Source organism: Sphaerisporangium perillae (genome assembly GCF_023276435.1).
Lineage (GTDB): Bacteria > Actinomycetota > Actinomycetes > Streptosporangiales > Streptosporangiaceae > Sphaerisporangium > Sphaerisporangium perillae.
In genome coordinates this window covers 19,332-44,931 of sequence record NZ_JALLPO010000060.1, presented here as the reverse complement: position 1 = coordinate 44,931, position 25,600 = coordinate 19,332, and the positions used below count along the sequence as shown (strand labels likewise).

Here is a 25,600-nt window from a genome sequence, read left to right as displayed (position 1 = left end):
CACCGCCACCGTTTTCGTACCCGGGCGGAGGCTCGGCTGAAGATCGCGACCTGGATCGCGGACTTCTACAACGTCAAGCGCAGGCACAGTGCCAACGACGGGCTGCCGCCTGTCACATTCGAGCGTCAGGTGATCGAGAAGAGGACAGCATCAACGGCCCTGCTGAGGGCCGCTGTGGCATAGGACCGTCTCCACGGTTTGAGGGGATTGACAAGTACGTCTCGTCGTAGCTGGCCGCAGTACCGGAGAAGACCGCGTCGCTGGACACGTGCACGAGCCGAGCGTCTATCGCGGCCGCTGCAAGGGCGACGTGCATGCCGCCGTCGGCGGTGGTTGCCCAGTCGGACTGCCGGTATGCGGCATTGATGACCACGTCGGGTCGGGTTTGCAGAGCCAGTGCCGTGACGTCGTCGCGGTGCCGGATGTCGACCATGCGCCAGCCCACGCCGGGGATGGGCGGAACGCGCGTGTGGAAGGTAGCCATGACGCTGTGGCCTGCGAGTTGGGCTTGACGCGTGATCTCCAGCCCGAGAAAGCCGCTGCCGCCGACCACGAGAAGATCCACGAGGCCACGGTAGTTCAACCCATAGATCGCAAGCCATCAAGCCTTGGCCCTGCGCTGGCGTGGTTCGGCATCAGGCCACGGACGCATCCGCTTCTGCCGCTGATCGGGCGGGAGCATGCACAGGTGCTCGACTCTGCCCAAGAGCGGACGTCGGCGGCATTCGGTTGGCGACCGCTCAGGCCACCTGTCAGTACGTCGTGGGTTAGGAGCAGATGACGGTGGTGTACCCGGATCAACTCGACTGCCGGCTTATGTGTCGAGTTGCCATCCGCGTCGCAGGTTCGCAAAGATCATCGCCAGTGCCGCACGCGGGGTGCTGTGCCGGGCGACGATGTCGGGCGACTGCAGGATGAGGCGGGCCAGCGCGCGCAGCGGCGCGTCGTCGGGGTAACCGCACTGCTCCACGAGCACGGCCATGAGCGCGTCTTCGCAGTCGGTCCACTTCTGTCGTGCGTAGGCGCGCAATTCGGGTGTTTCGAAGATGAGCCGCAGGAGCGGCGAGGCAGCGTCCATATGAGGGTCGAACGGTAGACGCGTGCCGATGAAATCCTCGATCGCCGTCAGTGGATCGGTGTCGGCGGATCGGTTGCGCACCGCATCCGCCAACGCAGCAGCGCGATCCTCCTCATGGCTGAAGACGAGCGCGACCTTGCCGCCGGGGAAGTACTTGAACAGGGTGGTCACAGCCGCCTCGGCCTCTTCGGCGATCTCCGCCACAGTGACACGGTCGAATCCCCGCTCCAGGAACAGGCGCAACGCCGCGTCGTGGAGCGACTGACGCGTCCGCTCCTTCTTCCGCCCTCGCAGGCCTGCTTCGGTAACCACCCGCCCAGCTTAGCGGAGGTTCCTATCGATGACGAATATGTAGTGGTTGCAAATACGTAGTCACTACGCGTACGGTGGTGCCGCCAGCGGTCCGCTGGCCCCGAACGACGGAAGAAGAACCATGACCATGACCATGACGGCGATCACGCACGCTCGCGTCTTTGACGGTGAACGAGTTCTCGAAGACCACACGGTCGTCGTCCGTGGAACGACGATCGCCGCTGTCGGTGGGGCGATCCCCCACGGCGCCAAGGTCATCGACGCGACCGGGGCGACACTGTTGCCAGGACTCATCGACTCCCACGTGCACACCTCCGTAGCAGGGCTGGCTCTTGCCCTACGGTTCGGAGTCACCACCGAACTCGAAATGCAGGGCACCCTGACCAGGAGCAACCGCGGCGAGATAACCGACAACGACAACGTTGCCGATGTGCGATCGGCTGGCTTCGGCATCACCCCTCCGGGCGGGCATCCCAGCGAGCTGTTTCCGCCGGGACGTCGGCCCGGACACGATGGCGGCGTCGTCGACGATGACGACGACGAGCACGGGTCCGGCGAGATCGTCATGCCGTTCTCCACGACACCCGAAGAGGCCGTCCGCTACATCCCTGCACTGATTGCGGCGGGTTCGGACTACATCAAGTTCATGATCGATGACGGTTCCATCGAAGGTTCCCCTGGCCTTCCGACGCTTGACGCAGCCACTGTCGCTGCAGGAGTGACTGAGGCTCACCGCCGCGGCATGCTCACCGTCGCGCACGCGCTCACCGTCGATGCCACACGAACCGCGATCGAGGCTGGCATCGACGGCCTCGTCCACCTTTTCATGGACCGACCCCACACCCCCGCGATCATCGACCTGATCGCCAGATCCGGAGCATTCGTAGCACCGTGCGTCGTCTTGAACTCCTCCATGATGGGCATCACCGGAGAGGCATTCGCCGCAGACCCCCGTGTCAGCTCCAAACTCGATCCCGCCTGGCTCGCGACACTCCGCAGCAGCTACAACAGATACCCGCAGGGCAACCTCGAGGATGTACTCGCCTCGGTCAAAGCCCTCCACGAAGCCGGCGTGGACCTCCTTGCAGGGACCGACGTGGCCGTGCCCGTTCCGTTCCTCGGCGGCATGGCGCACGGCGCGAGCATCCACCACGAACTGCAACTCCTCGTCCGGGCAGGCCTGACACCGGTGGATGCACTTCGCGCAGCGACATCGGTTCCGGCACGACGATTCGGACTCAACGATCGAGGACGTATCGCAGAAGGCCTCCGTGCAGACCTTGTCCTGGTCTACGGAGACCCGACTGTCACCATCTCCGACACCCTCAACATCACAGGCGTGTGGCGCCGCGGGTCACACCACGAGAACCGCTGACCTGCACCTGTCATCAACGCGTGCCGAACAACGCACGCTCATGCCGCTGACCGCGCGCTTAGGCCGATGACAGGATGTTCAGGGGGCGCCCTGCAAGCCGTCGAACAATCTGCTTGATCACCAGCAGGACGCGCTCATAGAGGAAACGCAGCGGACGCGAGCCAACCTGAGACCGACCTTGCGGTCGGTGCTCGCCGCTGACGGGGGCAATAGCCCGTCAGCCGGGGAAGGCGAGACCGGTCCGGGTCGACCGGGGCGCCGTCAGCTCGCCGGGGTCCAGTGCGGGTCACGGCCGAGGTAGCGGAGCAGTTCCGCCGAGGCGCTGTCGTTCTCGCGGGGCTCCAGCGCGGGCGCGTAGGCGCCGTACTGGCGCAGCGGCTCGACGATCGTCCGGGCCACGGGCAGGAGCTGCGCGGCGAGGTCGTCGTCGAGCGGCGACGGCTGACCGGTAGCGACCGCGATGTCCCAGGCGTGGACGCCGGCGTCGAGGGCGGCGGCACCGGCCGCCGTGGCGGCGGGCAGGGCACCGTGCGGCAGCGGGGTCGGCGTCGTACCGGCCGGGTCGACCGTGGCGAAGGCGGCGGCCGACGCGGTGAGGGTCGGCTCCACCAGCTCGGCCGGGCTGCCGGCCAGGATGCCCGATGGGGTGAACGGGTTCTCCATCGGCCCGCCCGCCCCCGTGATCGACGAGGCGAAGGCGAGCTGGTCCCCGGCCGAGTGCTGGAGGACTTGGGCGACGTTCCACTTCGAGCAGGGGGTCGGACGGCCGAGGTCTGCGGCGGTCAGCGCGTCGGTCGCGTCGCGCAGGGCCGCGTGGGCGCTGTCCAGGATCGTCCACGTGGTGGTCGCGGTCATTGTTTCCTCCTAGATAAGGCCGCACTGGAGCAGGCGGGATCTTACTCTCAAACTCCAGAACGGAATGAGCCGTTCCGCTATGTCAGACAGTAGCGGAACGTTCCGTTCCGCACAAGTGCTAGCCTAGTGGTGTTGCCGAAGCTACTGACCAGACGGAGGGCGACCATGACAGAGCAGGACGTACGGGACGTCCTCAACGGCCGGCGGGCACAGGCCGCCCGGAACGACGGCGCGATCCTCGCCGCCGCCCGGAAGGTCTTCGTCGCGGAGCCGGATGCCCCCATCGGCGCGGTCGCGCGGGCGGCGGGCGTCGGGATCAGCGCGCTGTACCGGCGCTACCCCAGCAAGGAAGCCCTGCTGGCAACGCTCTGTCTCGACGGGCTACGCCAGTTCGTGGCGATCGCCCAGACGGCGCGCGAGGTGACCGACCCGTGGGAGGGCTTCGTCGAATTCCTGCGCGGCATCGTCGACGCCGACGTCCACTCCCTCACCGTCTGTCTCGCCGGTCGGTTCACGCCCACGCCGGAGCACCGCGCCCTCGCGATGCAGGCGGGTGCACTCGCGGACGGGATCCTGCGCCGCGGCCAACAGGTCGGCGCCGTCCGCGCCGACATCGAAAGCACCGACCTGCCGATGATCTACGAGCAGCTCGCCGCGATCCGTCACAGCGACGCCGAGCACATCCGTGAGCTGCGCCGGCGCTACCTCGACGTGCACCTCGCCGGCCTGCGGGCCGTGGCGATCTCGTACGGCGAGCTGACTGGCCGCCCCCCCACCCAGGCCGAACTCGGCGCCCGCTGGAACCGCACCACCTAACGCTGCCTCAGGTGGCCGTCGCCGGTGAACCGGGCCAGGAACGCCTGGTCCAGCTGAATGCTGATTCGGGCATGGTCGGGGTCCATGCTGACGAACAGTGGCAGCACCTCCTCCGATGCGCCGCCGTCGGCGGCCGGCGGGGGCTGGCATGGTTCCAAGGTCTCGGTCAGGTGCACTAGCCAGGCCGCGCGGTCGCGGAGGGTGAAGTGCGCGACCAGCGCCGGGTGACCGGCCAGGGTGGCGCGGATGCCGTCAGCGAGCGCGGCGAGCGTCGCCGCGTCCAGCAGCGCCCGGTCATCAGACAGGGCGGTGGTCAAGATGACCAGTGGAGGGACGGTGCTGAGGCAGGCGAGCAGCGGGCCGGCGGCGTCGCCGGGCAGGAACACCTCCGCCCACTGCCCGGCGCCCTTCTGCGCACTTGCAGGCGGGCGGTTCGCCAGCCCAGGGACGGCGGCAGCCCGGCGTCGGCGAGCACGTCGTCGATGCGGGCCCAGGCGGTGGCCCGGTCCCAGGACACGTCGCGCCCATACGGGGAGACCAGGGCGACGCCCTCGGCCGGTGGGCCGGGCGGCAGCAGCATCCCCTCCCGGTGCCAGGCCGCCCAGGCGTCGAACACGTCGTAGTAGGCGACCGCCTCGACTTCGGGATGCTCGGTCATCTCCAGGACCCACCAGGCCACGGTGGCCAGGTCACCGTCGGCGTCGGCGAGGATCTCGGCGAACTCCTCAACGTGCAGGCACAGCGTGTCGGTGACCACCTCGGGTCCCAGGACCCGCGGACCGCCGTAGATGACCAGCCGTCCGGCTCCGGGCGCGGCGTTCTCGGCGAGGTCGGCGCGCGCCTGCTCGAGGAGGGCGGACAGGCCGTCGTGGGTGAATGCGGCAACGACGGCGAACTCCAGGCGGTGCGAGATCGACTGGATCCGGCACACGGGCTCGGGTCGCTCTGGCGCCTGGGTGAGATCCAGGAGGTGCGCGACGCGCTCGATGGTGTGCAGCTGAAGGCGCATCTCGGCGTCCGGGTCGGTCACTACGGCGGCCAGCAGATCGGCGGCGGCGGCCGCGAGGCTGTCCAGCGCCACCGACGCCGGTACCGGCACGCGCCCTCCGTGCGCGGCCACGACCAGGACCGGCCCGAGCAGTGGCGTGCCCGGGGTGTAGCGCAGCGGCAGCGCGCAGGCGTCGGCTGTGAGGTAAGCCAGGGCCTTGGCGGCACGTTCGCGATGCGGGCCGGTTGGAGTGAGGTGGTCGAGACCGAGCGCGCCGGCTGCGGTGACCTCGGCGTCGGTCAGCGTGCACGTGATCTCGTCCTCGGACTGGTCGCCGGTGGAGACGGGCCAGGCGGGCGCGAGAGCGGCGACGGTGTGGTGGGTGTGACGTAGCACCAGTTCCAGGACGTCGGTGAGAGTGAAACCCGCCTGTTCATCGTCGACGGCGCGCTCGGTGGCCTGCACAGCCCGCAGGAACACCAGCGGATGGTTGAGCTCACCCGGATGCACCAGCCACCACTCCCCCTCCAGGCCGACGCGGACTCTGGCGCGCGCATCGTTCGGCTCCCGCTCGGTCATCACCCCGCGGCCGGGCGCCGCGCGCCGCGCGGCGGCCAGCAGGGCGGACAGGTCACCGGCCGCGGTGGCCGGCCCCGGGCGGCGCGGGCGGCGCAGCACGCGGGTCCATGCCAGCAGCAGGTGGTCGTGGAAACGCGCGCAGCCGGGCGAGTCGAGCGCGGCGCCCAGCAGCCTCAGCAGCGAGTCGCTGGAGAACCGGGCCAGTGCCCGATCCAGAATCTTCAGCCGCTCGGCGGTGGCGGACTGCGCGGATAGGGCGCTCATCGGTCGTCTCTCCTCACGGGGGGTAGTCCACCGACAGCGTGGCAGTCAACATCTACCGAATGCGGCAAACGCGCGAAGCCCGAGGGCCGATGCGCGGCAGGCAGGGGACCTCGGTGTTACGCGGACCGCGGCTGTGCGTCGTGTGCCAAGGTGATGGCTATTGCGAGGTTGCCGGAGGAAGATCACCGATGATCAAAGAGGCGACCGCGTCGACGGCGAGGTGCAAGTCGCGCTGTGGCACCGTTTGGAGGAGTGGCTGCCCGCCGGCGGCCACGTGGAGTTCGACCAGCATCCCGCCGAGGCGGCGCAGCAACCCCAGCCGGTGAGCGTCATCGAGAAAGGACTTGAACTGTCGAAGGTGATGGGAACTTAACGGACGGCAACTCCTGGAGGCTCTCCGCGCGATTCGTTGCTCAGGTGTTGATCTGGAGGACCCACACCGACAGACGGTCGGCTCCGTGGGTGTAGATAACCCGGAAAATGTCGGTGCGCAGCTGGAAGGCGCCCGGCATGCCCCCATAAGGGCGGGCGCCCAGCGGTTCGGGCTCCTCGGTGAGGTCGAGGACACCTCGTCGCGTGCGCGCAGTAGTTCCTCGTAGTCGGCCGCGGAGACGAGGACGGCGTGCTCATCGTCGGAGCGCTTGATGAGGGTGGGCCGGTGCGCATGTACGGCGCGGGAGACCAGCGGGCCGAGCTTGTCGCGGGCCGCTGCTATCCCGAACATCAGTGCACCCGTTGCTCCACCGGTCGTGGCTATTCTTCGGCGACGGCTTCAGCGATCTCGGAAGTGCTTTGCTGGATAGGTAGCCGTAGTCGGGGGTCAGCCCACATAAGCCCTTGTTCCGCGCTGAGAGCGGTGCCCGCAATGTGATCGACTGGGAGTTGGTGGAGAAGATGTGGCCCGACCTCATGCGGGTGACGATCTCCATCCGTGAGGGCAGGCTCAACTCGGTCACCTTGTTGCGCCGGCTCGGCTCCCATTCGCGCAAGAACGAGATCTACAAGGCGTTCCGGGAGGTTGGGCGCAGCGTGCGCACCGTGGCGCTGCTGCGTTTCCTGGCCGACCCCCGCGCTGCGGCGGCGCATCACCGCGGTCACCAACAAGGTCGAGGGGTTTAACGGGTTCTCGGGCTGGCTGCGGTTCGGCAACGACGGCGTCATCACCGACAACGACCCGGCCGAGCAGGAGAAGATTGATCAAATTTAACTCCCTGCTGGCGAACTGTGTGATCTTCCATACGGCGCTGGACATGATGGAGGTGATGCGCCGGCTCCTTGCCGAGGGCTGGGAGATCAGCGCTGAGGACGTCGCGCAGCTGTCGCCCTACCTGACGGCGCACATCAGCCGGTTCGGCCTGTATGCCACCGACGTGCTGCGACTGCGGCCTGATGACTTCGACCCCGACCTGCCCGAGATCGACTTCACCCCCCTGTCCGAGGCGGCGTAGCACTCCACCTTGCTCACGCGGTGACGGGCTGGAAGGGGTTCGATCTCGATGGTCTTGTCGATCGGTGAGGCGGCGCCAGGCAATGTGTCGGTTGACCTCGCCCCAGACGTACTGGATGGGCTTGCTTTCCTGCTCGAGCAGGGGCTCAAGCAGGAAAGAGCGACTCGCTGGTCATGGCGGTTCAGGAGTCCGTCCGCAGTGGGGCGGCGCCCAAGAACGGCGGCTCCTCCCGCGTAGGCTGCGGGGGTGCGCTTGCTGTTGATCCGCCATGGCCAGACCCCGTCCTACGTCGCGGGCGAGCTCGACGCCGCCTTCCCCGGTGCCGGACTCACCGTCCTGGGCCAGGCCCAGGCGCGCCCCGTCACGGCAGAGCGGGGGGAGAAGCGGATCGGTGGTGTCTACGCCTTCTCGCCTGGTCCGCACCCAGCTCACCGCGGCGCCGCTCGGGCTGGACGTGCCGGTGGTGGCGGGGTGCCAGGAGATCTCGCCGGCGCGCTGGAGATGCGCAGCGACGAGGAGACGGTGCGCGGCCACCGCGAGTGTCTCGCGGCCTGGATGCACGGTGACCTCTGCCGGGGGTCCCTGACGGGCACGCGGTCGTGGGGCGGTACGACGCGGCGTTGCGGGCCGTCTGCGAACGTCATGGCGATCCGGATGTGGTCGACGCTGCTGGCCGGGGCGGCGCACGATGTCACCGGCGAGAGCACGGAGGAGGCCGTGGCCGACGCCTCGTCGTGGCGGTTCGCGACACACCTGTGGGCCTGCCGGACATGACCTAGGCATGAACGTCACCGACACCGGGCCGCCGCGCACCCAGCGCTTCGCCCACCTCTACGAGCAGACGTATGCCGCGTTGCTGCGGTTCGTCGAGCGTCGCGTCCACCCCTCCCACGCCGAGGACGTGGTCGCCGACGTGTTCCTCGTCGCCTGGCGGCGCCTGGACGACGTGCCGCTGGCGGCGGACGAGGCGCGGGCCTGGCTGTTCGGCGTGGCGCACCGCACTCTCCGCAACGGGCTGCGGGCCGACCAGCGGCGGCAGGCGCTCACCGTCCGCATCGCCGACAGCCAGCTGACCGGCGCCGCGGCGGCCGGGCTGGACCCCGAGCTGGTGGCACGCCGGCTCGACCTCGTCCAGGCGTGGCGGCGGCTCAGCCCGCGCCACCAGGAGACGCTCGCCTTGGCCGTGTGGGACGGCCTCACAGCCCCACAGGCCGCGCGGGTGCTCGGCATTTCCCCCGTCGCGTTCCGGCTTCGGCTCACCCGGGCCCGGCGTGCCCTGCGCCACCACGCCGACGCGGCCCCCGCCACTACAACCCAGCCCGTGGCGACCGCCACCGTGGACTCCCGGAGCATGCGATGAACGACACCCTCGACCACGCCCTGCGCGACCTCGACCCGGCCGTCACCCCCGCCGACCTGGACACCAGCACCGACCCCAAGGCTCGGGCCCTGCTGTCCCGGGTGGTGGCCACCGACCCGATGGAGGCACCCGCACCGACGACCAGCAGCCCTCGCCTGCTCACCACCAGGCGCCTCACCGCTGTCAGCGCAGGGGTGGCCGCCGGCATCGCGGCAGCGCTGCTGCTGCCCGGCGTGTTCGGCGGCGGCTCGGCGATGGCAGCGTGGACCGCGACGCCGCACACGGTGAGCGGTGACCGGGCCGCCGACGCCCAGGAGAAGTGCCTCGACAGCGCCCAGGACACCGCCAAGAGCACAACCGGGCGCGAGCTCGGCTTCCGGCCCGTGGTGACCGAGGGCCGGGGGCCATGGACGCTCGTCTACGTCAACGACGACAGCAGCCACCTGGCCGAGATCACCTGCCTGCTCCGCGATGGCGACCTCGTCGGCTCGCAGGGCAGCACGCCGGGGCCCGACGCACAACCGCTTCCGCCGGTTCCCGCGGGGTCGGCGCGGGCCGCCCTCGGCGCGGTCATGAGCACGAGTGAGGAGAGCGTGCGTATCGTGACCGGCAGGGTCGGTGCCGGCGTGGTGGGTCTGGAGCTCTCCACGGAGGCGAAAGGCAGCGTGACCGCGACCGTCACCGGCGGCTACTTCGCGGCCTGGTGGCCGGACGCGCCGACGACGGAGCAGCGCGAGAACACCTCACCTCGTGGCGGCGTCAAGAGCGTCACGGCAATCCTCCAGGACGGGTCGCGGCACAGCGTCTCCCTCGAGGAGCTCACCGGCCGGACGAGCGCGCAGCTGAACACATCGGCCACGGGCGGCTCCGCGCGCTACTGACCTGGCCACCCGCGGCGGCGCCGGGCCTCACGGTCCGGCGCCGCCGAATACTGGGTGGACGGACACGGCGCGGCGAGGTCGTACCCGGACAGCCGGCTCCACCAACGGTTCGCAAGGTACTCAAATCAAACGCCCTCTGAGAGGACGGTTCGCGCCGCAAGCACACGCGCTGATGGACTCCAAGGGCCCGGCGACGGCCGGGCGTGCCGGCCTGGCCATCGGAACGACGACGCCGGCATCGGCCTGCTGCGCCGCGGGGCTGGTGGCCTGCGGTCCACCAATCGCCTTCGCGGACGGCCGTCATCATCACCTCGTGGCCGCTTACAACGGAGGTGAAAGGCCACCGTCGCTCTGCCGTCGTAGCGGTGGGGTGAAGCAGGAGGCAGCCTGATCCGGGGATCACCGGGGAGGGTGGGAGCAGCCTCGACAAAGTCGGGTCGGTCCAGCACTACCGGATGGGCCGGGCCTGGTGAGCGAGACGGGAAGGTATACGCGAGGAACCGGCGTCTTACGCCTCTTGAATTCTTGCCAGCTCCAACCCGGTGGATATGGGCTGGTCAGCGGTGCGCACCCGCCCCTCATGACGGGCGGGGAACTCCCGGTCGGGTATTGACAGTCTGGACTGGGAGGCCACGGCGAAGGACTACGGCGTAGCCGTGGCGAGGCCGCAGGGGCGAGCAATTGTCAAATCCTGTGGATTGCGTGATTTACAGAGCTCGAAGCCATTGGTCGAGGACTGCGAAGTCTTCGTCGGCGAGTCCTCGGAATGACTCCACGTGGTGGAGGAGAGCTCGGCTGCTATGGTGCGCGGTGCGCGGTGCGCGGTGACCCAGTCGCGATCGGCGTCGGTGATCTCGTCGTCGACCCAGGCGAATGGGCGTCCGGCCGCCCAGGTCACCAGGGTCCGGGTCTTCCAGTGGAGTCCGAACCATTGGTCTTGGCGTTCGTCCTCGTCGGATGACTCCGGCCAGTTCACGACTGGCAGTTGTGGCAGCCCGATCCGGGGTGCTATCTCGGCGTTCGCTTCGTCTTCCCAGGTTGTGGCCCAGACGAGTTCGCATGGTAGCGCCGCCAGTCGACGCCCCACCTCGGCGGTGAGCCGCGCCAGGTGCGAGTCGGGCATGGTATCCCGTGCTGTCCTGCGTGGCCACCGCATCATCCAGCACCGCGGAATCCAGCGCCCGCCGCTGGACAACTCGTGACTGCTTCTCTCGTTCTCGCGAACGCCGTCGAGCCGACTTTCGAAGAGAGCAGCCCCGTCAGGCTGCGTGGCGCCCCTCCCTTTCACGACGAGTATGACCAAACCAACCTGATGCGCGCATGGGGACGCGACCCCTGAACCTACGAATTAAAAGTCGGCCGAGGATTGTCTACCGACGTCTAACCACGCCGGTAGCGCGTGCTCAGAGCGCACACTGCCTTGATCGTCTTCTATCAGCGTCTATAGGCGTCCGCGCATGCTGTTAGCACCGGCGTTAGCAAGTTCGGAGGCGGCCCTACGGACATCTACGAAGGCTTTCTCATCGAGACCAAGGACCGCGCGAGCCCTCGGTTGTAACTTGGTGGAGGGTTGACGTTGGAGCGGCTTGCTGGCGACAATGTGGCGCACGATCTCTTGTGTAACGCCGGTTTGCACGCTGGCGAACGTGATTGATGGTTTTCCCGATACGACGTGGTCGGCGCACGTGTTCGGTACCCGAAAGGATCGGCCCTGCGCTTGTTCCGACGCACACGGTTCTGTGCTGCGCTGACCGCAGCCGCGGCTGGCATTCGCCGCCATCAAGCCGTCACGAACAGCTTGGTCACCGGGCTGAAGCTCCCTCGGTTTCCCTGGCCGGCGGTCCTCACCGTATGGAGAGCGGTCGGTCGGGTGTTGTTGCTGGCTGTCGTCAGTGGCACCGTGATGACCGCGATTGCGTCGCCCGCGTCCGCCCATGGGCAGCTCGCGATGTCCACGCCTGCCAAGGACAGTACGGTCACCGTACCGATGGAATCGGTCGCGCTCTACTTCACTGAGCAACCCGTCGCGTACGCGTACTTCACACTCACCGCGCCCAGCGGTTTCAGGGTCGACAAGCCCTGGTCGCCCGGTGAGTCCAAGCGTCTCGACGAGCCGATCCAAGAATTCCATCTCATCGACGGCGTCTGGGAGCCACGCCTGTTCCACGTCGGGTACCCGGCGAAGATCCCGGTGGCCTACTGGCCGGAGCAAGGTGTGTACACCGTCGGCTACCGGACGGTCGCCTCGGATGGGGAGGAGGTTCGAGGAGAGCTCCGGTTCACGTACAAGGGCAAGACCTCGGCGCGGCCGACAGGGTGGCAGTCCCCGACCAACGGGCCCGACGCCGCTCTGCTGGCCGCGACGGGTAACGCCACCAGTCCCCCGGCCGCTTTCCCCCAGGCGGGCGCTACTACGCCGAAGGCCGGCTGCACCCCGGTGACCGTGCCCGAGACCGGCTGTACCCCTGCTTCGGCGTCCAAGACCGGCGCGGCCCAGGGCGCGCCTCAAGCCGACTCCGGTACGGGGGTGCTGGTGTGGCTGCTGCCCGCCGTCCTCGTCCTCGGGGCGGGCTTCATGGTGGTCCGGGCGGCACGGCGGCCGTCGCCTGCAGGCGGCGTGACCGGTCGGCCTGCCACCGGTGCTCGGCCGAGGAGGGCGCCGGCACGAGCGGCCACAGCACGTAAGCCCAATAAAGCCACCAAACGACGTTGATCCACCGCCCCGGGAGAACATGCCATGACGTCCCCCCTTGCCCGCTACCGCCCGTTGCTCGCCGCCCTCATGCTCGGCATGGGCCTGCTGACGGCCACGTCGGCCTGCGGATCGTCGAGCGCGGCGACCCCCGTCACCACGGCGGTCAAGGAGATCGCGGTGACCATCGCCGGTCACGAGGTGACACCACCACCGGGACGGGTCGAGGTCACCGAGGGGCAGAAGGTGCGGATCACGGTGACCAGTGACGTGGCCGACGTGGCGCACGTGCACGGCTACGACAAGGCGGCGAACCTGCGGCCCAACACCCCTGCGACGATAGAGTTCGTCGCGGACCAGAGCGGGCTGTTCGAGGTGGAGACCCATGAGTCGAACCTGCAGCTCTGCCAGCTGATGGTTCGCTAGGTGCTACTGGCTCACGGCGTCGGCGGTCGCCAGGATCTGCCGATCCCGTTCTCGGCCGCGCTGACCGGTGCGATCCTCGCGCTGCTGGTGTCGTTCGTGGTGCTCGGCGCGCTGTGGACCGAGCCTCGGCTGGGCGGTGCGCTCGGGCGCACCCGCCCGTTGTCGGCACTGATCCAGGGGGCGGTGTCCGCGCCGGCGTGGCTGTGGATCTGGCGGCTCCTGGGGCTTGTCATCGCGGCGTACTTGTGTGTCGGCCTGCTCTTCGGCCCCGACCGGGCGGAGAATCCCACGGCGGGGGCGTTCTACGTCCTGTTCTGGGTGGGCCTCGTGCCGCTGTCGCTGCTGTTCGGCCCGGTGTGGCGCAACCTCAACCCGTTGCGGACCCTGCACCTGCTGGCCTGCATGGCTCTCCGACGTGACCCCGAGCAGGGGCTCCGGCGACTGCCAGCAGGCCTTGGCTACTGGCCCGCCGCGGCCGGCATCTTCGCCTTCGTGTGGCTGGAACTGGTCGCCCCCGACCGGGCCACCCTGCGCGTCATCGGTATCTGGCTCGCGGCGTACGCCGTCATCATGCTCGCGGGTGCGGTCGTCTTCGGGTCGCGATGGTTCGACCGGGGGGATGCGTTCGAGTCCTACAGCATCCTCGTGGGAGGGCTCGCCCCGGTGGTGAGACGTCGCGACGGCCTCCTTGCCTGGCGTAACTCGCTGGACGGGATGGCCGGGCTGGAACGGGCGCCCGGGCTGACGGTGCTCGTGGTGGTGCTCCTTGGGTCCACCATGTACGACAGCTTCTCTAACGCCCCGATCTGGGTGCGCTTCATCCAGGAAAGCTCAGTGCCTGCGCCGGTCATGGGGACCGCGGGTCTGGTCGCCGTCATCGGCTTGGTGCTCGCTGCTTACCTCGGTACGACCTCGCTGGCCGGCCGATGGGGCGGGACGGAGCCGGGTACGACGGCGGGTGAGCTGGCCCACTCCATCGTGCCGATCGCCGTCGGGTACGTGATCGCCCATTACTACACGCTCTTGCTCCTGGAGGGACAGCACACCCTGGCTCTGCTGTCCGACCCGCTGGACACCGGCGCCAACTGGCTCGGCACGGCTGACTGGACCATCAGCACCGCCGGCAACACGCCCGCCGGAATCGCCATGCTCCAGGTCACGGTCATCGTCATCGGCCACGTGCTCGGCACCGTGCTCGCCCACGACCGGGCGCTGGCACTGTTCCCCCGGCGAACCGCCGTGATCGGGCAGATCCCCCTACTGGTGCTGATGGTGGTCTACACGGTGGTGGGCCTGCTCCTCCTCTTCGCCGCCTGAGTAGCGAAGAGGAGGTCATCGATTTTCACCCTGTTTGAAGTCGATTCCGCAGAAGGGCTCCTCGAACGCGAAGGTCAGGGAGATCCCGGGTCCCTGGGTGCCTGCGTTCGTCGCGGGGCCAACCTGGAAGTCACCGTCATGGGTCTCGCATACGGTGTCGCGGTAGTGCTGACCAGGACGCTCATTGGCCGAGCCTGCCGTTACCTGGGGGAGGCGGCCCTGCGCCTGGTCACCGCGAATACCACTGCACCTGCCGCGATCACCAGGAAGGCGACACCGACACCGATCAACGATCCCACCCCACTGCCTGACTGCTTCTGTGCGACCGCCGCGCCCGGCGTCGAGGGAGCGACGGAAGCCGCCGACGGGCTCGCTGACACCGGCGGACTGGTCTGCTCAGTCGGATCAGGAGTCGGGGCGGGGGACGGGGCCGCTTTCACCGTGAAGTGGAGCTGTTGGCTGATGGGATGGCCGTCAGAGGAGACAACCCGAAAGGCGATGGAATAGCGTCCGCCTGCCAGCTTGCCGGTCAGCGGCTGGGTGAGCGTGGCGCCCTTGACGCGCGGCGAACCGTCGTTCACTTTTGCGCCGTCAGGGCCCGACACCACAACCTTCACGAAGTCCGCGTTGATCGATTCACTGAAAACCAGCTTCACCTGGTCGGGGGCCTTGTCGAGTTTGGCATTGTCCGCGGGGTTGCTGGACTTCAAGCTCGCATGGGCCGAGGCAACGCCTGTGGTTCCCACAAGGACGAGTACGGCGGCAACGAGGAAGATCGCAGCGCGAGGAGGAAACTGCAGGTAGGACACGGGAAGCCTCTATCGTTCGGGGGGAATTCAGAAACTCATGAGTGGCCAGCGCTAGCTTGTCATGCCGTGTTCGGGTTCCGACCCGAGCATGGCCGCCAGCGGCGAAGCACCCCTTGATCACCTGTGAGCGCTGTTGCTGTATTTCACTGGTGTACGGCGCCGCCTGGTCGGCATCTACGCCCTCGGCGCGGTGCCCGCCGCCGCAGCGGGAGCCGTGCTGTTCGCGACCGCGCCGCTGCCCGCGCTCACCCGCCTGATCGGGGTCTTCCTGCTGGTCATGGTCATCTGGCGGCGCCGGCGTCCACGTGCGGCACGGCTGCACGATCCCGCCTTCGCCGCAGTTGGGGCGGCCTCCGGGTTCGGTTCGGCCCTGGTCGGCTCCGTCGGCCCGATGGTCGCGCCGTTCTTCCTCGCCCGCGGCCTGGTGCGTGGCGCCTACATCGGCACCGAGGCCGCCGCCGCGGTGGTGATGCACCTGGTCAAGCTCGTCGTCTTCGGGGCCGCCGCCGTGCTGACCGCCACCAGTGCGCTGACCGGACTTGCCCTGGCCCCGGCTTCGGCCGCCGGCGCGTGGGCGGGCAAAAAGATCGTCGACCGCCTCCCTGTGCAGGTCTTCGTCGCCCTGATCGAAGCGGGCCTGGTCGCCTCCGGCCTGTTGCTGCTGGTCACCGGCGGATAGGACGCGTTCGGTCTAGACGGGCCGACAGCGCGGCGATCTTCCCTATCCGGACCGCCGCGGTTGCGGGCGGAGGCCGTCCATGAGCACCGAGACGTAACTCCCTGGTAGTTCGGGTGAGGTCGTTCGTGACCTCGCGATCGCGTAGGTGCACTCGCCGATCAGCGTCACGGTGACAGTCGGGTCGAGGTCGGTGCGGATCGTGCCGGTCTCGCGCGCCTGGGTGACCATGTCGAGGATGACCTGGCGCAATCCGGCCTCTTCGGCCTCGGTGGCCGGCAGGTTCAGCTCACCAAGCTGGGCGTTCATGGCGTGATGGGCTGCTTGGAACGCGATCAGTTCCACGAGGAAGGTCCGCAGCGCCTCTTCGGGCCCCATGCCGGAGAGCAGGTCGCGGGCTCGCTGGACGAGCGGCGCCAGGAGGCTGGACACGGCGGCGTCGATGAGCGCTTCCTTGCCGCCGAAGGCACGGACCACGGTCGCCGCTCCCACTCCCGCCTGCGCGGCGATGGCTTCGACGGTGATGGTGGCATCCGGGTCGGCCAGAAGCGCCTTGGTCGCCTCCAGCGTGCGCTGCCGGTTGCGGACGGCGTCCGCCCGGAGCCCCACTTTGGTGGTTGACATCTGGAATGGGCCTTCCATATGGTGCAACTGGAACGAGCATTTCACTTAAGTGTAAGGGGAAGCATGCCCACGAACAAGCAGATCCTGATCTCTGGAGCGAGCATCGCCGGGCTGACCTTGGCGTACTGGCTGGCCCGGCACGGCTTCCAGCCCACCGTGATCGAGCGCGCACCTGGGCTGCGTGCCGGCGGCAACGGAGTGGACCTGCGGGATCAGGCCATCGAGGTGGCCGAGCGGATGGGCATCATGGAGCAGGTCCTGGCCGCCGCGACCGACGTTCAGGGAATGAGATTCGTGAACGCCGCGCATCACACCGTGGCACGCATCGAGACCCAAGGCGACGGCGGGGTGGAGATCATGCGGGGCGACCTGGTGGCGATCCTGCACCAGGCGGCCGGAGACGACGTCGACTACATCTTCAGTGATTCCATCCGGAAGCTGGAGCAGACCGGCGACGGCGTCACGGTCACCTTCGAGCACGGCCCCGCCCGCCGGTTCGATCTGGTCATCGGCGCCGACGGCCTGCACTCCACGGTCCGCAACCTCGCCTTCGGCCCGGAATCGCAGTTCCTGGAGCACCAGGACCACTACTTCGCCTTCGCCAACGCGGACGCGTCGCTGGGCGAGGACCGCTGGGTGACGATGTACAACCTGCCCGGCAAGATGGCCGGGATCTACCGCTCGGGTAACCACGCCCAGGCCAAGGCGTACTTCATGTTCCGCAGCGAGCGGCGGATCTCGTACGACCACCGGGACATCGAGGAGCAGAAGCGCCTGATCGGCGAGGCTTTCGCGGGCGAGACGTCGTGGCGGATACGCGACCTGCTGGCTGGAGCGCTCGCCGACCCCGACTTCTACTTCGACGCGCTGAGCCAGGTGCGGATGGCGTCGTGGTCGTCGGGCCGGGTGGCGCTGGTGGGCGACGCCGCCTACTGCGCCTCACCGGCGTCGGGCGCCGGGGCGGAGCTCGCTCTGATCGGCGCCTATCGACTCGCCGGAGAGCTTGCGGTCGCCGCCGGCGCCCATGAGACCGCCTTCCAGAGGTACGAGCGGAGCAACCGCGAACTGGTGAACAAGAAGCAGCAGATCGGCCCCAACGTCCACCTCATGGTGCCCAAGACCCGCGCCGCACGATGGATGCGCGACGCCCTCGTCCGGCTGCCGCTCATGCGGGTCATGGCGGCGGTGGCGCGCCTCACACAGTCGCGGAACGCCGAACCCCTCCCCAGTTACCTGACCACTTCCATCGCGACGGGTTGATCTCGAGGAGCCACCAGGCCACGTCCCGAGGGCCCCATATCGCCGATGATGGATCAATGTCGGGATGGGAAGCAGCCAAGCGTCGGATGTACGACGCGTTCCGAGGCCCGAGCGCATGGACGGCTGTCCGCACTGCGTCGGGCGGAAGTTCGCCGAGCACGGCTTCCGCCGCGGCCGGCACCTTTGAGGGCGTCCAGCAGGCGCTGCTGAAGATCCTGGAGGGCACCACCGCCAGCGTGCCGCCGCAGGGCGGCCGCAAGCATCCCCACCAGGACTTCCTCCAGATCGACGCGGCGGCGCGATGCAGCGGGTGAGCCCTAGCGGCTGCGTTGGACACCATCCGCCGATCGCCGGACGGCTTGCCAGAGGTATCGAATACGTGTTCCACTGTGGGTCATGCGTTTCGACGCCCTTCCCCTTGTCGAGAACACCCCCGACGCCCGGCCGCGCATAGAGCGGCGAGCCGTTCGCCGGGCCGAGGGTGACACGACCTTCTACGAGGTGCCGGCGCGCACGATCATCGACCGGGTGCCGGAGTCCGCGGGGCTCGGCCTGGCGTGGGCGGTCAGCCCCTACCGCGGGTGCGCGCACTCCTGCCTGTACTGCGGGGCCCGCCGCACCCACCGCTACCTCGGGCTGGACGGCGAGCGCGACTTCGGCACGGCCATCGTGGTCAAGACCGACGCCGCCAGGCGGCTGCGGGCCGAGCTCGCCTCGCCCCGGTGGGCCGGGGAGCCGGTCGGCATCGGCCTGAGCGGCGACTGCTACCAGGACGCCGAGCGGGTCTACCGGCTGATGCCCGGCATCCTGGCGGCCCTGCGCGACGCCGGCAACCCGTTCCGGGTGATGACCAAGAGCGCGCTGATCCTGCGCGACGCCGAGCTGCTCGCGGAAGCCGCCGAGGTGGCCGAGGTCGAGGCCCGCGTGTCGGTGGGCTTCGTCGACGACCGGCTGCGCCGCGCCGTCGAGCCGGGGGCGCCCAGCGCGCAGAAGCGCCTGGAGCTGTGCGCCGAGCTGGTCGAGCGGGGGGTGCCCTGCGGGGTCCTGATGGGCCCCATCCTGCCCTGCCTGACCGATTCGGAGGACCAGCTGCGGGCGGTGGTCCGCCGGGTCGCCGAGGCCGGCGCCGTCAGCCTCACCCCGATGGTGTTACGCCTGCCGTCCGGCTCCCGCGAGTGGTATCTGCGGTGGCTGGCCGAGGAGCATCCCCGGCTGGTGCCGCGCTACCAGGAGCTGTACGGCGCCGGGCCGCTGGCCGCCGAGGACTACCGCCACCGCGTCGAGGGGCGGGTGGCCGAGCTGGCCCGCCTGTACGGCATCGGGGTCAGGCGCCCGCCATGGCAGCCCCGGCGCACGGCCGACAGTCAGCTCGCCCTGCTCTAGCGCCAACCGCCACGGCTCGCGCACGGGGGGCGTACTCGCCACTGGAGCCGGCGGCCCGCCGTGGGGTGGGCCGGCCTCCGGAGGGTGAGGGCGGGGCCGGCTATCCGGCGAGCGCGCTGCCCTTCTTCCACTGCTTGAAGGGCAGCTGCCAGTATCCCCAGCCGTTGTTCCACTCCAGCGCCCGGCTGGTTCCGACGATCTTGACGATGTCGCCGCGGTGGAAGTTGTTGTAGAACCACTTGGCCTGGTCGGGGCGGGCGTTGACGCAGCCGTGGCTGACGTTGGCACGGCCCTGGGAGCCTACCGACCAGGGCGCGCTGTGGACGTACTCGCCGCTGTTGGAGATCCGCACGGCATGGTCGACGATCTCCTTGTAGTAGCCGGGGTCGCCCTTCTTCTTCCCGGGGGAGATCATGGTGACCGGGTTGCCCCGTTCCATCGTCAGGTGGATGCCGTTGGTGGTCGTGTACTCACGGCTGGTGGCCTTGCCGGCGCTGATCGCCATTTTCTGGACCACCTTGCCGTCCCGCCGCACGATCATCTGGTGGCTGCGGGTGTCGACGCTGCTGATCCACGCGGCGCCGATCTTCATGGTGGTGGCGTAGTTCTTGACGCCGTACATGTTCTTGCCGGCGCGCACGCCCTCCAGGTGGGCGGTGAACCTGACCTTCTGATGGGCGGGCCAGTACTTGGCGGGCCGGTAGATGACCAGGCTGTCGTCGATCCACCGCCAGGCGCCGGCGACCGGCTTTTCGGCGGTGACCCTTAGCGACGCCTCCACGGCCTTCTTGTCGCCGACCGCCTGGTTGAACCTCACCGTGATCGGCATGCCCACGCCCACGGTCTCGCCCTTGATGTTCGGCGTGATGTCGGCGACGCGCAGTTCCCGTTCGGGCTTGAGCGTGGTGAAGGAGCTGTTGAGCGTCGACGGGCCGCCGTCACCGCTCGCCTTGGCGGACACGCTGTAGGTGGCGGAGGGCTTCAGCGGGCCCTTGGACACCCACTTGGTGTGGCTGTCGTCGAAATCGCCCTCCAGGGTCTTGCCGCCGGCCTGGACGGTGACCTCGTCCAGCTCCCCGTTGCTGGCGGTGACCACGACGCTCTTGTCGGGGCGGACCTTCCCGGAGCCCTCCGCCGGACTGATCTTGATCGCGGGCGCGGACGCGGGCGTGGCGGGCGCGCTGGTGCCGCTGTCACCGCCGGGACCGGACGGGGAGGTCCCCGTGCCGCTCGAGCACGACACCGCCAGCAGGGCGGCCGTCACGACGGCTAGCCCGGCGATCGGAGCCCTCAGACGCTGACGAAAGTCCGGCACGACCTCTCCCCCAAGACGGCAAAGTACTCATAAAAAACCCTAATAGGGATCGGCACCTGAACGTACACCTTTTGGGTGCGTTAGATCACGTTTCGGTCACCTTGTGGGGGGGATGGGGCCTCGAAAGCCACTACGGGCCGTCAAGAAGTCACAGGAGATTGTCAGGATTGGGGCCGGTCAAAGGCATCCTGATGATCCGCCGTGCCACTGTCCGGCGGGGAAACCGAGCCGTCCGCCGGGGCCCGCCACGGGGGCCGCGCGGCGGCCCTCGCAGGGCTCAGTCCTGGCGTAGCCGGTGGGTGAGGCTGGTGTGCCGCCGCCCGGCACCGCGCGTCCGCACGGCCTGGGCCAGCGCGCGCCGGGAGCCGACGAGCACCACGAGTTTCTTCGCACGCGTGACGGCGGTGTACAGAAGATTGCGTTGCAACATCATCCACGCACTGGTCGCGAGAGGGATCACCACGGCGGGATATTCGCTGCCCTGTGAACGGTGGATGGAGACGGCATAGGCGTGCGCCAACTCGTCCAGTTCGTCGAAGGCGTATTCAACGCTCTCGTCCTCGTCGGTGAGGACGGTCAGTTTGCTCTCCTCGGGACGCAGGTCGGTCACCACGCCGACGGTGCCGTTGAACACCCCGGCCACGCCTTTGTCATAGTTGTTGCGCAGCTGGGTCACCTTGTCGCCGATACGGAAGACCCGGCCGCCGAACCGCCGCTCCGGCATGCCCTCCCGGGAAGGGGTCAGCGCCTCCTGCAGCACGCTGTTGAGGTTGCCCGCCCCGGCCGCGCCGCGGTGCATCGGAGCCAGCACCTGCACGTCACGGCGGGGGTTGAGCCCGAACTTGCGCGGGATGCGCCGGGCGACCACATCGACGGTCAGCGCGGCGATCTCCTCGGGCTCCTCGCAGGGGAACAGGAAGAAGTCGTTCATGCCCGACAGCGCGGGATGCAGCCCGGTGTTGATGCGGTGGGCGTTGACCACGACCCCGGACTGCTGGGCCTGCCGGAAGATCTGAGTCAGCCGCACCCGGGGGACGCCGTCGGCCGCGAGCAGGTCGCGCAGCACCTCTCCCGCCCCCACCGAGGGCAGCTGGTCGACGTCGCCCACGAACAGCAGGTGGGCCCCGCTCGCCACCGCCTTGACCAGCTTGTTGGCCAGCAGCAGGTCGAGCATGGAGGCCTCGTCGACCACCAGCAGGTCGGCGTCCAGCGGATTGTCGCGGTCGAAGGTCGCCTCGCCCCCCGGCCGCAGCTGCAGCAGGCGGTGGACGGTGGTGGCCTCGTGGCCGGTCAGCTCGGCCAGGCGCTTGGCGGCCCGCCCGGTGGGAGCGGCGAGGATGACCTTGGCCTTCTTGGCGCGCGCGAGGGCCACGATCGAGCGCACGGTGAAGCTCTTGCCGCAGCCGGGCCCGCCGGTCAGCACGGCCACCTTGGAGGTGAGCGCCAGCCGCACCGCCTCGGCCTGCTCGGGGGCGAGGTCGGCGCCGGTCTCCTTGCGCAGCCAGGCCAGGGCGGCGCTCCAGTCGACGCCGGTGAAGGCGGCCAGCCGGTCGTGCCCGGAGTCCAGCAGGCGCCGCACGCCGCCGGCCAGCGCCAGCTCGGCGCGGTGGAAGGGCACCAGGTAGACCGCGGGCACCACGCGGTCTCCGGCGGGGACCTCCTCGCGGACCACGCCCTCGGCGGCGACCAGCTCGTCCAGGCAGCGCGTCACGAGCTCCGCCGGGACCTCAAGGATCTTCACCGCGTCCCCGGCCAGGTTCGGCGCGGGCAGGTAGCAGTGGCCGGCGTCGGCCGCCTGGGACAGGGTGTAGCGCAGGCCTGCCTTGACCCGCTCGGGACTGTCGTGCGGGATGCCGACGGCCTGGGCGATGGTGTCGGCCGTCTTGAACCCGATGCCCCACACGTCGTCGGCCAGCCGGTAGGGCTCGGTCTTGACCACCTCGATGGAGGTGTCGCCGTACTGCTTGAAGATGCGCACGGCGATGGAGGTGGACACCCCGACGCCCTGCAGGAAGATCATCACCTCTTTGATGATCTTCTGCTCCTCCCAGGCCACGGCGATCATCTTGGTCCGCTTCGGGCCGAGCCCGGGGACCTCCACCAGCCGCTCGGGCGAGGTCTCGATCACCTCGAGCGTCGCCACCCCGAAGTGGCCGACGATGCGTTCGGCCATCTTCGGGCCGATGCCCTTGACCAGCCCGGAGCCCAGGTAGCGCTGGATGCCCTGCACGGTGGCCGGAAGGACCGTGGTGTAGGACCACACCTCGAACTGCTTGCCGTACTTGGGATGGGAGCTCCAGCGGCCGGTGAGCCGCAGGCTCTCACCGACCTGCGCCCCGAGCAGCGGCCCCACCGCCGTCACCAGATCGGCGCCACCCCGCTCGACCGCCACCCTGGCGATGGTGTAGCCGGTCTCCTCGTTGGCGTAGGTGATGCGCTCGAGGACGGCGTTCAGCACCGCGCCGGGGGGACGTTCTTCGGCCGAGGTGGTCATGGCCGGTATTGTCCCGCAGCTCGCACCCCGGCGTGGCGTCAGGCGGTGCCGCGGGCGCGGTGGCTGCGTACCTTGTGGCGGTTGCCGCAGCGTTCCATCGAGCACCAGCGGCGCGTCCCCGGCCGGGAGGCGTCCATGAAGATCAGGAAGCAGTCGCCGGTGGCGCATTCGCGCACGCGCTCGCGCAGCGGTCCGGTGAACAGCTCGACGGCGTCCCTGGCGATCTGGGACAGCAGCTGCGCGCCGGACACCGGCACGGCCCACCGGCGCACCCCGTCCTGGGCGCGTGGCGCCAGAGGGGGGACGGCCGCGGCGGCGTTGAGGATGGCGGGATCCTCGAGCGGCCGGCCGTGCACGCGGTCGCGTGCCAGCCGCCACAGATCGTCGCGCAGCCGTACGGCGTCCGCCAGCTCCTCCGGCGTGACGCGTACCTGCTCGGCGTCCAGCCCCAGGCGCGACACGGCGGCGAAGGCCGCGAGGTCGGCGGGCGCGTGCAGCGTGTGGTGGCGGGCCGGCGGACCCGGGCCGCCCGTGAGGAGGAACTCCAGGCACAGCGCCCCAGGGTCGAACCGGTAGGTGGTCCCCTCGGGGGAGCGCAGCGTCAGGCCGTGGGTCACGTAACCACTGTAGGAGGTTACAGGCACGTACAGCCGGCGGCCTCCTAGATCCCCGCTAATGTGGCACTGTTCCTAGCGGTATACCGAGGCGGGAGGCGGCCGATGCCGGCGGTTCTGGAGGGTACGGCTCGCGCGCTGCTGCGCCGCGTGGCGATCGAGCAGGCCGAGGCGCGCATGCCCTCGCTGGTCGCCACGGTCCTGCGCGAAGGGCGACCGGTCTGGTTCGGCGCCCGCGGCACCGCCGAGGGCGCCGCCCCCACCGCCGACACCCAATATCGCATCGGCTCGATCACCAAGACCCTGGTCGCCGTGCTGGTGATGCGGCTGCGCGACGAGGGCCTGCTGGAGCTGAACGACCCGCTCGCCAAGCACATGCCCGCCACCCCGGTCGGCGACGTCACGATCGCCCAGTTGCTGTCGCACACCGCCGGGCTGACCGCCGAGCCGCCCGGCCCGTGGTGGGAACGCGTCCCTGGCATGGAGATCGACGCCCTGACCGGGGCGCTCGGCACCCAGACCTCCCGTCACCGGCCGGGCCGGCGTCTCCACTACTCCAACCTCGGCTTCGCCCTGCTCGGCGAGCTGGTCTCCCGCCACCGCAAGGCCGACTGGGTCGAGGTGGCCCGCTCGGAGATCCTCCAGCCGCTGGGCATGCGCGACACCACGACCCGGCCGCGCGAGCCGCACGCCCGGGGGTACGCCGTCCACCCATGGGCCGACGTGCTGCTGCCCGAGCCCGAGCACGACGCGGTGGCCATGTCCCCGGCGGGGCAGCTGTGGTCCACCTCCGACGACCTGGCCCGATGGGCGGCGTTCCTGGCCGGCGGCGACGAGGGGGTCCTCGACCCCGCCACGCTGGCCGAGATGCGCGAACCGGCGAGCGTGGACGACGCCGACGCCTGGAGCGGCGGCTTCGGCCTGGGCATCCAGCTGATGCGCCACCGCGGGCGGCGCCTGGCCGGGCACGGCGGCTCGATGCCCGGGTTCCTCGCGGTGGTCTGGGGAGACCCGGCCGACCGCAGCGGCGTGGTGTGCATGGCCAACGCCACCTCCGGGCTGCGCGCCTCGGTCGCCACCGACCTGCTGGACATCCTGGACGCCCACGAGCCGGCCCTCCCCCGCGAGTGGGCCCCGGCGACCGTGGACCCCGGTCTGCTGGAGCTCACCGGGCCCTGGTACTGGGGGCCGGCGGCCTACCTGCTGCGCCTGCGGTCCGGGCGCGACCTGTCGCTCAGCCCGGTGAGCGGGCCCGGCCGGACCTCCCGGTTCACCGCGCAGGACGACGGCACCTGGCTCGGCCTGGACGGCTACTACGCCGGAGAGACCATGCGCCTGGTGCGGCGGCCCGACGGCTCGATCAGCCACCTCGATCTCAACACCTTCATCTTCACCCGCGAGCCCTACGACCCCGCCGCGCCCGTCCCCGGAGGCGTGGACGAGTCCGGCTGGCGCTAGAGGCGTCCGGCCAGGGGCGGTCCGCGACCCCGCCGCGTGCCCGGCGATGCGGGCGGATTTGCGACAGCAGGGAGCGCGCTGCTGGATGAGGGCATCGTCGATGCCTTGAGTCTTGAGCCAGGTGAACAGGAAGCGCCGCAGCCGGTGGGGTGGCATGTTGTGGTCCAGGCCGGCGCCTTGGCGGCGTAGCGGGCGAGCATGGCGCGGACGCCGCGGATGGAGTACGGCTTCTTCCAGGAGGACTCGAACAGAAACGTCGCGCCCTTTGATCGTGCGGCGGCGATGTGCAGGGCGAGGGTCTCCTTGAACGCGGCGGGGAAGGACACGGAGCGGTCCTTGCCGCCTTTGCCCCGGGTGATGCGGATACGGCAGGCGTCCAGGTCAACGTCGGCGATGCGGGTCGCTACGAGCTCGGCGACGCGGACGCCGGTGTAGAGCAAGGTCTTGATGAGGCCGGTCCGGTAGTGGTTGGTGTAGGACGCTTTGAACACCCGTTGGCGGTGCTGCCGGTAGGTGCTGCCCTTGTGCTTGTACTCGTGGGCCTGACTGCCCCCCAGGCGTCGAGCACACCTGCCT

At 69.4% G+C, this 25,600-nt stretch carries 25 protein-coding genes and 3 pseudogenes; 15 read left to right on the top strand and 13 right to left on the bottom strand.

Features of this window, described 5'->3' with window-relative positions; all coding sequences use genetic code 11:
- Nucleotides 1-112 precede the first annotated feature (112 nt).
- Together MYF83_RS38275 and MYF83_RS38270 are read right to left on the bottom strand one after the other, a co-directional pair.
- Nucleotides 113-565 (bottom strand): sugar nucleotide-binding protein, encoded by a 453-nt coding sequence (locus MYF83_RS38275; RefSeq protein WP_248965707.1) that lies wholly within the window; start codon nt 563-565, stop codon nt 113-115.
- A gap of 249 nt (nt 566-814) precedes the next feature.
- A complete protein-coding gene (locus tag MYF83_RS38270) occupies nt 815-1,390 on the bottom strand; it encodes a TetR/AcrR family transcriptional regulator (RefSeq protein ID WP_248965706.1) in 576 nt (191 codons plus the stop codon).
- Nucleotides 1,391-1,511: 121 nt separating this feature from the next.
- Here MYF83_RS38270 and MYF83_RS38265 point away from each other — a divergent pair, with 121 nt between their 5' ends.
- Nucleotides 1,512-2,765 carry an amidohydrolase family protein gene (locus tag MYF83_RS38265; RefSeq protein WP_248965705.1) on the top strand — a complete coding sequence of 418 codons (1,254 nt, stop codon included), beginning with the start codon at nt 1,512-1,514 and terminating at the stop codon, nt 2,763-2,765.
- Between the two features lie 261 nt (nt 2,766-3,026).
- Here the strand turns inward: MYF83_RS38265 and MYF83_RS38260 are convergent, their stop codons facing one another.
- Nucleotides 3,027-3,620 carry a TIGR03086 family metal-binding protein gene (locus MYF83_RS38260; protein ID WP_248965704.1) on the bottom strand — a complete coding sequence of 198 codons (594 nt, stop codon included), beginning with the start codon at nt 3,618-3,620 and terminating at the stop codon, nt 3,027-3,029.
- A 165-nt stretch (nt 3,621-3,785) separates the two neighbouring features.
- On the opposite strand from MYF83_RS38260, the gene MYF83_RS38255 reads away from it, so the two are divergent.
- Nucleotides 3,786-4,436 carry a TetR/AcrR family transcriptional regulator gene (locus tag MYF83_RS38255; RefSeq protein WP_248965703.1) on the top strand — a complete coding sequence of 217 codons (651 nt, stop codon included), beginning with the start codon at nt 3,786-3,788 and terminating at the stop codon, nt 4,434-4,436.
- Here the strand turns inward: MYF83_RS38255 and MYF83_RS38250 are convergent.
- Together MYF83_RS38250 and MYF83_RS38245 are read right to left on the bottom strand one after the other, a co-directional pair.
- Nucleotides 4,433-4,753 carry a hypothetical protein gene (locus MYF83_RS38250; RefSeq protein WP_248965702.1) on the bottom strand — a complete coding sequence of 107 codons (321 nt, stop codon included), beginning with the start codon at nt 4,751-4,753 and terminating at the stop codon, nt 4,433-4,435. The genes MYF83_RS38255 and MYF83_RS38250 overlap by 4 nt on opposite strands.
- Nucleotides 4,750-6,267 carry a hypothetical protein gene (locus MYF83_RS38245; RefSeq protein WP_248965701.1) on the bottom strand — a complete coding sequence of 506 codons (1,518 nt, stop codon included), beginning with the start codon at nt 6,265-6,267 and terminating at the stop codon, nt 4,750-4,752. The genes MYF83_RS38250 and MYF83_RS38245 overlap by 4 nt, the downstream gene beginning before the upstream one ends.
- Nucleotides 6,268-6,427: 160 nt before the next feature.
- On the opposite strand from MYF83_RS38245, the gene MYF83_RS38240 reads away from it, so the two are divergent.
- Entirely contained in the window at nt 6,428-6,640 is a 213-nt protein-coding gene (locus tag MYF83_RS38240; protein ID WP_248965700.1) for a hypothetical protein, read from the top strand.
- Between the two features lie 210 nt (nt 6,641-6,850).
- On the opposite strand, the pseudogene MYF83_RS44640 reads toward MYF83_RS38240, so the two are convergent.
- Nucleotides 6,851-6,991: pseudogene (locus tag MYF83_RS44640) on the bottom strand (type II toxin-antitoxin system prevent-host-death family antitoxin); the annotation flags it as partial.
- Nucleotides 6,992-7,128: 137 nt separating this feature from the next.
- Between MYF83_RS44640 and MYF83_RS44835 the strand changes: the two are divergent.
- The 4 genes and pseudogenes from MYF83_RS44835 to MYF83_RS38220 all read left to right on the top strand — a co-directional run.
- A pseudogene (locus tag MYF83_RS44835) lies at nt 7,129-7,715 on the top strand (Tn3 family transposase); the annotation flags it as partial.
- 246 nt (nt 7,716-7,961) lie between these two features.
- Nucleotides 7,962-8,489 (top strand): hypothetical protein, encoded by a 528-nt coding sequence (locus tag MYF83_RS38230; protein ID WP_248965699.1) that lies wholly within the window; start codon nt 7,962-7,964, stop codon nt 8,487-8,489.
- Nucleotides 8,490-8,496: 7 nt separating this feature from the next.
- Entirely contained in the window at nt 8,497-9,075 is a 579-nt protein-coding gene (locus MYF83_RS38225; RefSeq protein WP_248965698.1) for an RNA polymerase sigma factor, read from the top strand.
- The gene (locus tag MYF83_RS38220; protein WP_248965697.1) at nt 9,072-9,956 is read left to right on the top strand and encodes a hypothetical protein; all 885 of its coding nucleotides are present in this window, start codon (nt 9,072-9,074) and stop codon (nt 9,954-9,956) included. Before MYF83_RS38225 ends, MYF83_RS38220 begins: the two co-directional genes overlap by 4 nt.
- Before the next feature lie 643 nt (nt 9,957-10,599).
- On the opposite strand, the gene MYF83_RS38215 is transcribed toward MYF83_RS38220, so the two are convergent.
- Nucleotides 10,600-11,079 (bottom strand): hypothetical protein, encoded by a 480-nt coding sequence (locus MYF83_RS38215; protein WP_248965696.1) that lies wholly within the window; start codon nt 11,077-11,079, stop codon nt 10,600-10,602.
- Between the two features lie 594 nt (nt 11,080-11,673).
- Between MYF83_RS38215 and MYF83_RS38210 the strand changes: the two genes are divergently transcribed.
- Genes MYF83_RS38210 through MYF83_RS38200 form a run of 3 tightly spaced genes read left to right on the top strand, consistent with a single transcriptional unit; the run spans nt 11,674 to nt 14,391 of the window.
- Nucleotides 11,674-12,669, top strand: a complete 996-nt coding sequence (locus MYF83_RS38210; RefSeq protein ID WP_248965695.1) for a copper resistance CopC family protein — start codon at nt 11,674-11,676, stop codon at nt 12,667-12,669.
- A 24-nt stretch (nt 12,670-12,693) separates the two neighbouring features.
- Nucleotides 12,694-13,074 (top strand): cupredoxin domain-containing protein, encoded by a 381-nt coding sequence (locus tag MYF83_RS38205; RefSeq protein WP_248965694.1) that lies wholly within the window; start codon nt 12,694-12,696, stop codon nt 13,072-13,074.
- The gene (locus MYF83_RS38200; protein ID WP_248965693.1) at nt 13,075-14,391 is read left to right on the top strand and encodes a hypothetical protein; all 1,317 of its coding nucleotides are present in this window, start codon (nt 13,075-13,077) and stop codon (nt 14,389-14,391) included.
- A 200-nt stretch (nt 14,392-14,591) separates the two neighbouring features.
- Here MYF83_RS38200 and MYF83_RS38195 read toward each other — a convergent pair whose 3' ends face one another.
- Nucleotides 14,592-15,200, bottom strand: coding sequence for a copper resistance CopC family protein (locus MYF83_RS38195; protein WP_248965692.1), 609 nt, complete (start codon nt 15,198-15,200; stop codon nt 14,592-14,594).
- Between the two features lie 133 nt (nt 15,201-15,333).
- Here MYF83_RS38195 and MYF83_RS38190 point away from each other — a divergent pair, with 133 nt between their 5' ends.
- Nucleotides 15,334-15,879, top strand: coding sequence for a TSUP family transporter (locus MYF83_RS38190; RefSeq protein ID WP_248965691.1), 546 nt, complete (start codon nt 15,334-15,336; stop codon nt 15,877-15,879).
- 42 nt (nt 15,880-15,921) lie between these two features.
- On the opposite strand, the gene MYF83_RS38185 is transcribed toward MYF83_RS38190, so the two are convergent.
- Nucleotides 15,922-16,500, bottom strand: a complete 579-nt coding sequence (locus MYF83_RS38185) for a TetR/AcrR family transcriptional regulator (RefSeq protein WP_248965690.1) — start codon at nt 16,498-16,500, stop codon at nt 15,922-15,924.
- Nucleotides 16,501-16,563: 63 nt separating this feature from the next.
- Between MYF83_RS38185 and MYF83_RS38180 the strand changes: the two genes are divergently transcribed.
- The 3 genes from MYF83_RS38180 (at nt 16,564) to MYF83_RS38170 (ending at nt 19,143) form a co-directional block, all read left to right on the top strand.
- Entirely contained in the window at nt 16,564-17,760 is a 1,197-nt protein-coding gene (locus tag MYF83_RS38180) for an FAD-dependent monooxygenase (protein WP_248965689.1), read from the top strand.
- Nucleotides 17,761-17,846: 86 nt separating this feature from the next.
- Nucleotides 17,847-18,074: a hypothetical protein gene (locus MYF83_RS38175; RefSeq protein WP_248965711.1), complete on the top strand. Its 228-nt coding sequence runs from the start codon at nt 17,847-17,849 to the stop codon at nt 18,072-18,074.
- A gap of 82 nt (nt 18,075-18,156) precedes the next feature.
- Nucleotides 18,157-19,143 carry a radical SAM protein gene (locus MYF83_RS38170; protein ID WP_248965688.1) on the top strand — a complete coding sequence of 329 codons (987 nt, stop codon included), beginning with the start codon at nt 18,157-18,159 and terminating at the stop codon, nt 19,141-19,143.
- Between the two features lie 100 nt (nt 19,144-19,243).
- On the opposite strand, the gene MYF83_RS38165 is transcribed toward MYF83_RS38170, so the two are convergent.
- The 3 genes from MYF83_RS38165 to MYF83_RS38155 all read right to left on the bottom strand — a co-directional run bounded on the left by MYF83_RS38165 (nt 19,244) and on the right by MYF83_RS38155 (nt 23,569).
- Entirely contained in the window at nt 19,244-20,458 is a 1,215-nt protein-coding gene (locus tag MYF83_RS38165) for a L,D-transpeptidase (RefSeq protein ID WP_248965687.1), read from the bottom strand.
- 277 nt (nt 20,459-20,735) lie between these two features.
- A complete protein-coding gene (recD2, locus tag MYF83_RS38160; RefSeq protein WP_248965686.1) occupies nt 20,736-22,952 on the bottom strand; it encodes an SF1B family DNA helicase RecD2 in 2,217 nt (738 codons plus the stop codon).
- A gap of 38 nt (nt 22,953-22,990) precedes the next feature.
- Complete coding sequence (locus tag MYF83_RS38155; RefSeq protein WP_248965685.1) at nt 22,991-23,569, bottom strand: CGNR zinc finger domain-containing protein; 579 nt, start codon at nt 23,567-23,569, stop codon at nt 22,991-22,993.
- 102 nt (nt 23,570-23,671) lie between these two features.
- Between MYF83_RS38155 and MYF83_RS38150 the strand changes: the two genes are divergently transcribed.
- Complete coding sequence (locus MYF83_RS38150; RefSeq protein WP_248965684.1) at nt 23,672-25,024, top strand: serine hydrolase domain-containing protein; 1,353 nt, start codon at nt 23,672-23,674, stop codon at nt 25,022-25,024.
- On the opposite strand, the pseudogene MYF83_RS38145 reads toward MYF83_RS38150, so the two are convergent.
- Nucleotides 25,021-25,563, bottom strand: a pseudogene (locus MYF83_RS38145) (tyrosine-type recombinase/integrase); the annotation flags it as partial. The gene MYF83_RS38150 and the pseudogene MYF83_RS38145 sit on opposite strands and share 4 nt — an antisense overlap.
- Nucleotides 25,564-25,600 lie beyond the last annotated feature (37 nt).

Bases quoted from the DNA above. Each gene is read 5' to 3' on its own strand.
- MYF83_RS38265 (WP_248965705.1), top strand. From the start codon at position 1,512: ATGACCATGACCATGACGGCGATCACGCACGCTCGCGTCTTTGACGGT.
- MYF83_RS38260 (WP_248965704.1), bottom strand. From the start codon at position 3,620: ATGACCGCGACCACCACGTGGACGATCCTGGACAGCGCCCACGCGGCC.
- MYF83_RS38255 (WP_248965703.1), top strand. From the start codon at position 3,786: ATGACAGAGCAGGACGTACGGGACGTCCTCAACGGCCGGCGGGCACAG.
- MYF83_RS38245 (WP_248965701.1), bottom strand. From the start codon at position 6,267: ATGAGCGCCCTATCCGCGCAGTCCGCCACCGCCGAGCGGCTGAAGATT.
- MYF83_RS38225 (WP_248965698.1), top strand. From the start codon at position 8,497: ATGAACGTCACCGACACCGGGCCGCCGCGCACCCAGCGCTTCGCCCAC.
- MYF83_RS38220 (WP_248965697.1), top strand. From the start codon at position 9,072: ATGAACGACACCCTCGACCACGCCCTGCGCGACCTCGACCCGGCCGTC.
- MYF83_RS38215 (WP_248965696.1), bottom strand. From the start codon at position 11,079: ATGCCCGACTCGCACCTGGCGCGGCTCACCGCCGAGGTGGGGCGTCGA.
- MYF83_RS38205 (WP_248965694.1), top strand. From the start codon at position 12,694: ATGACGTCCCCCCTTGCCCGCTACCGCCCGTTGCTCGCCGCCCTCATG.
- MYF83_RS38185 (WP_248965690.1), bottom strand. From the start codon at position 16,500: ATGTCAACCACCAAAGTGGGGCTCCGGGCGGACGCCGTCCGCAACCGG.
- MYF83_RS38180 (WP_248965689.1), top strand. From the start codon at position 16,564: ATGCCCACGAACAAGCAGATCCTGATCTCTGGAGCGAGCATCGCCGGG.
- MYF83_RS38175 (WP_248965711.1), top strand. From the start codon at position 17,847: ATGTACGACGCGTTCCGAGGCCCGAGCGCATGGACGGCTGTCCGCACT.
- MYF83_RS38170 (WP_248965688.1), top strand. From the start codon at position 18,157: ATGCGTTTCGACGCCCTTCCCCTTGTCGAGAACACCCCCGACGCCCGG.
- recD2 (WP_248965686.1), bottom strand. From the start codon at position 22,952: ATGACCACCTCGGCCGAAGAACGTCCCCCCGGCGCGGTGCTGAACGCC.
- MYF83_RS38150 (WP_248965684.1), top strand. From the start codon at position 23,672: ATGCCGGCGGTTCTGGAGGGTACGGCTCGCGCGCTGCTGCGCCGCGTG.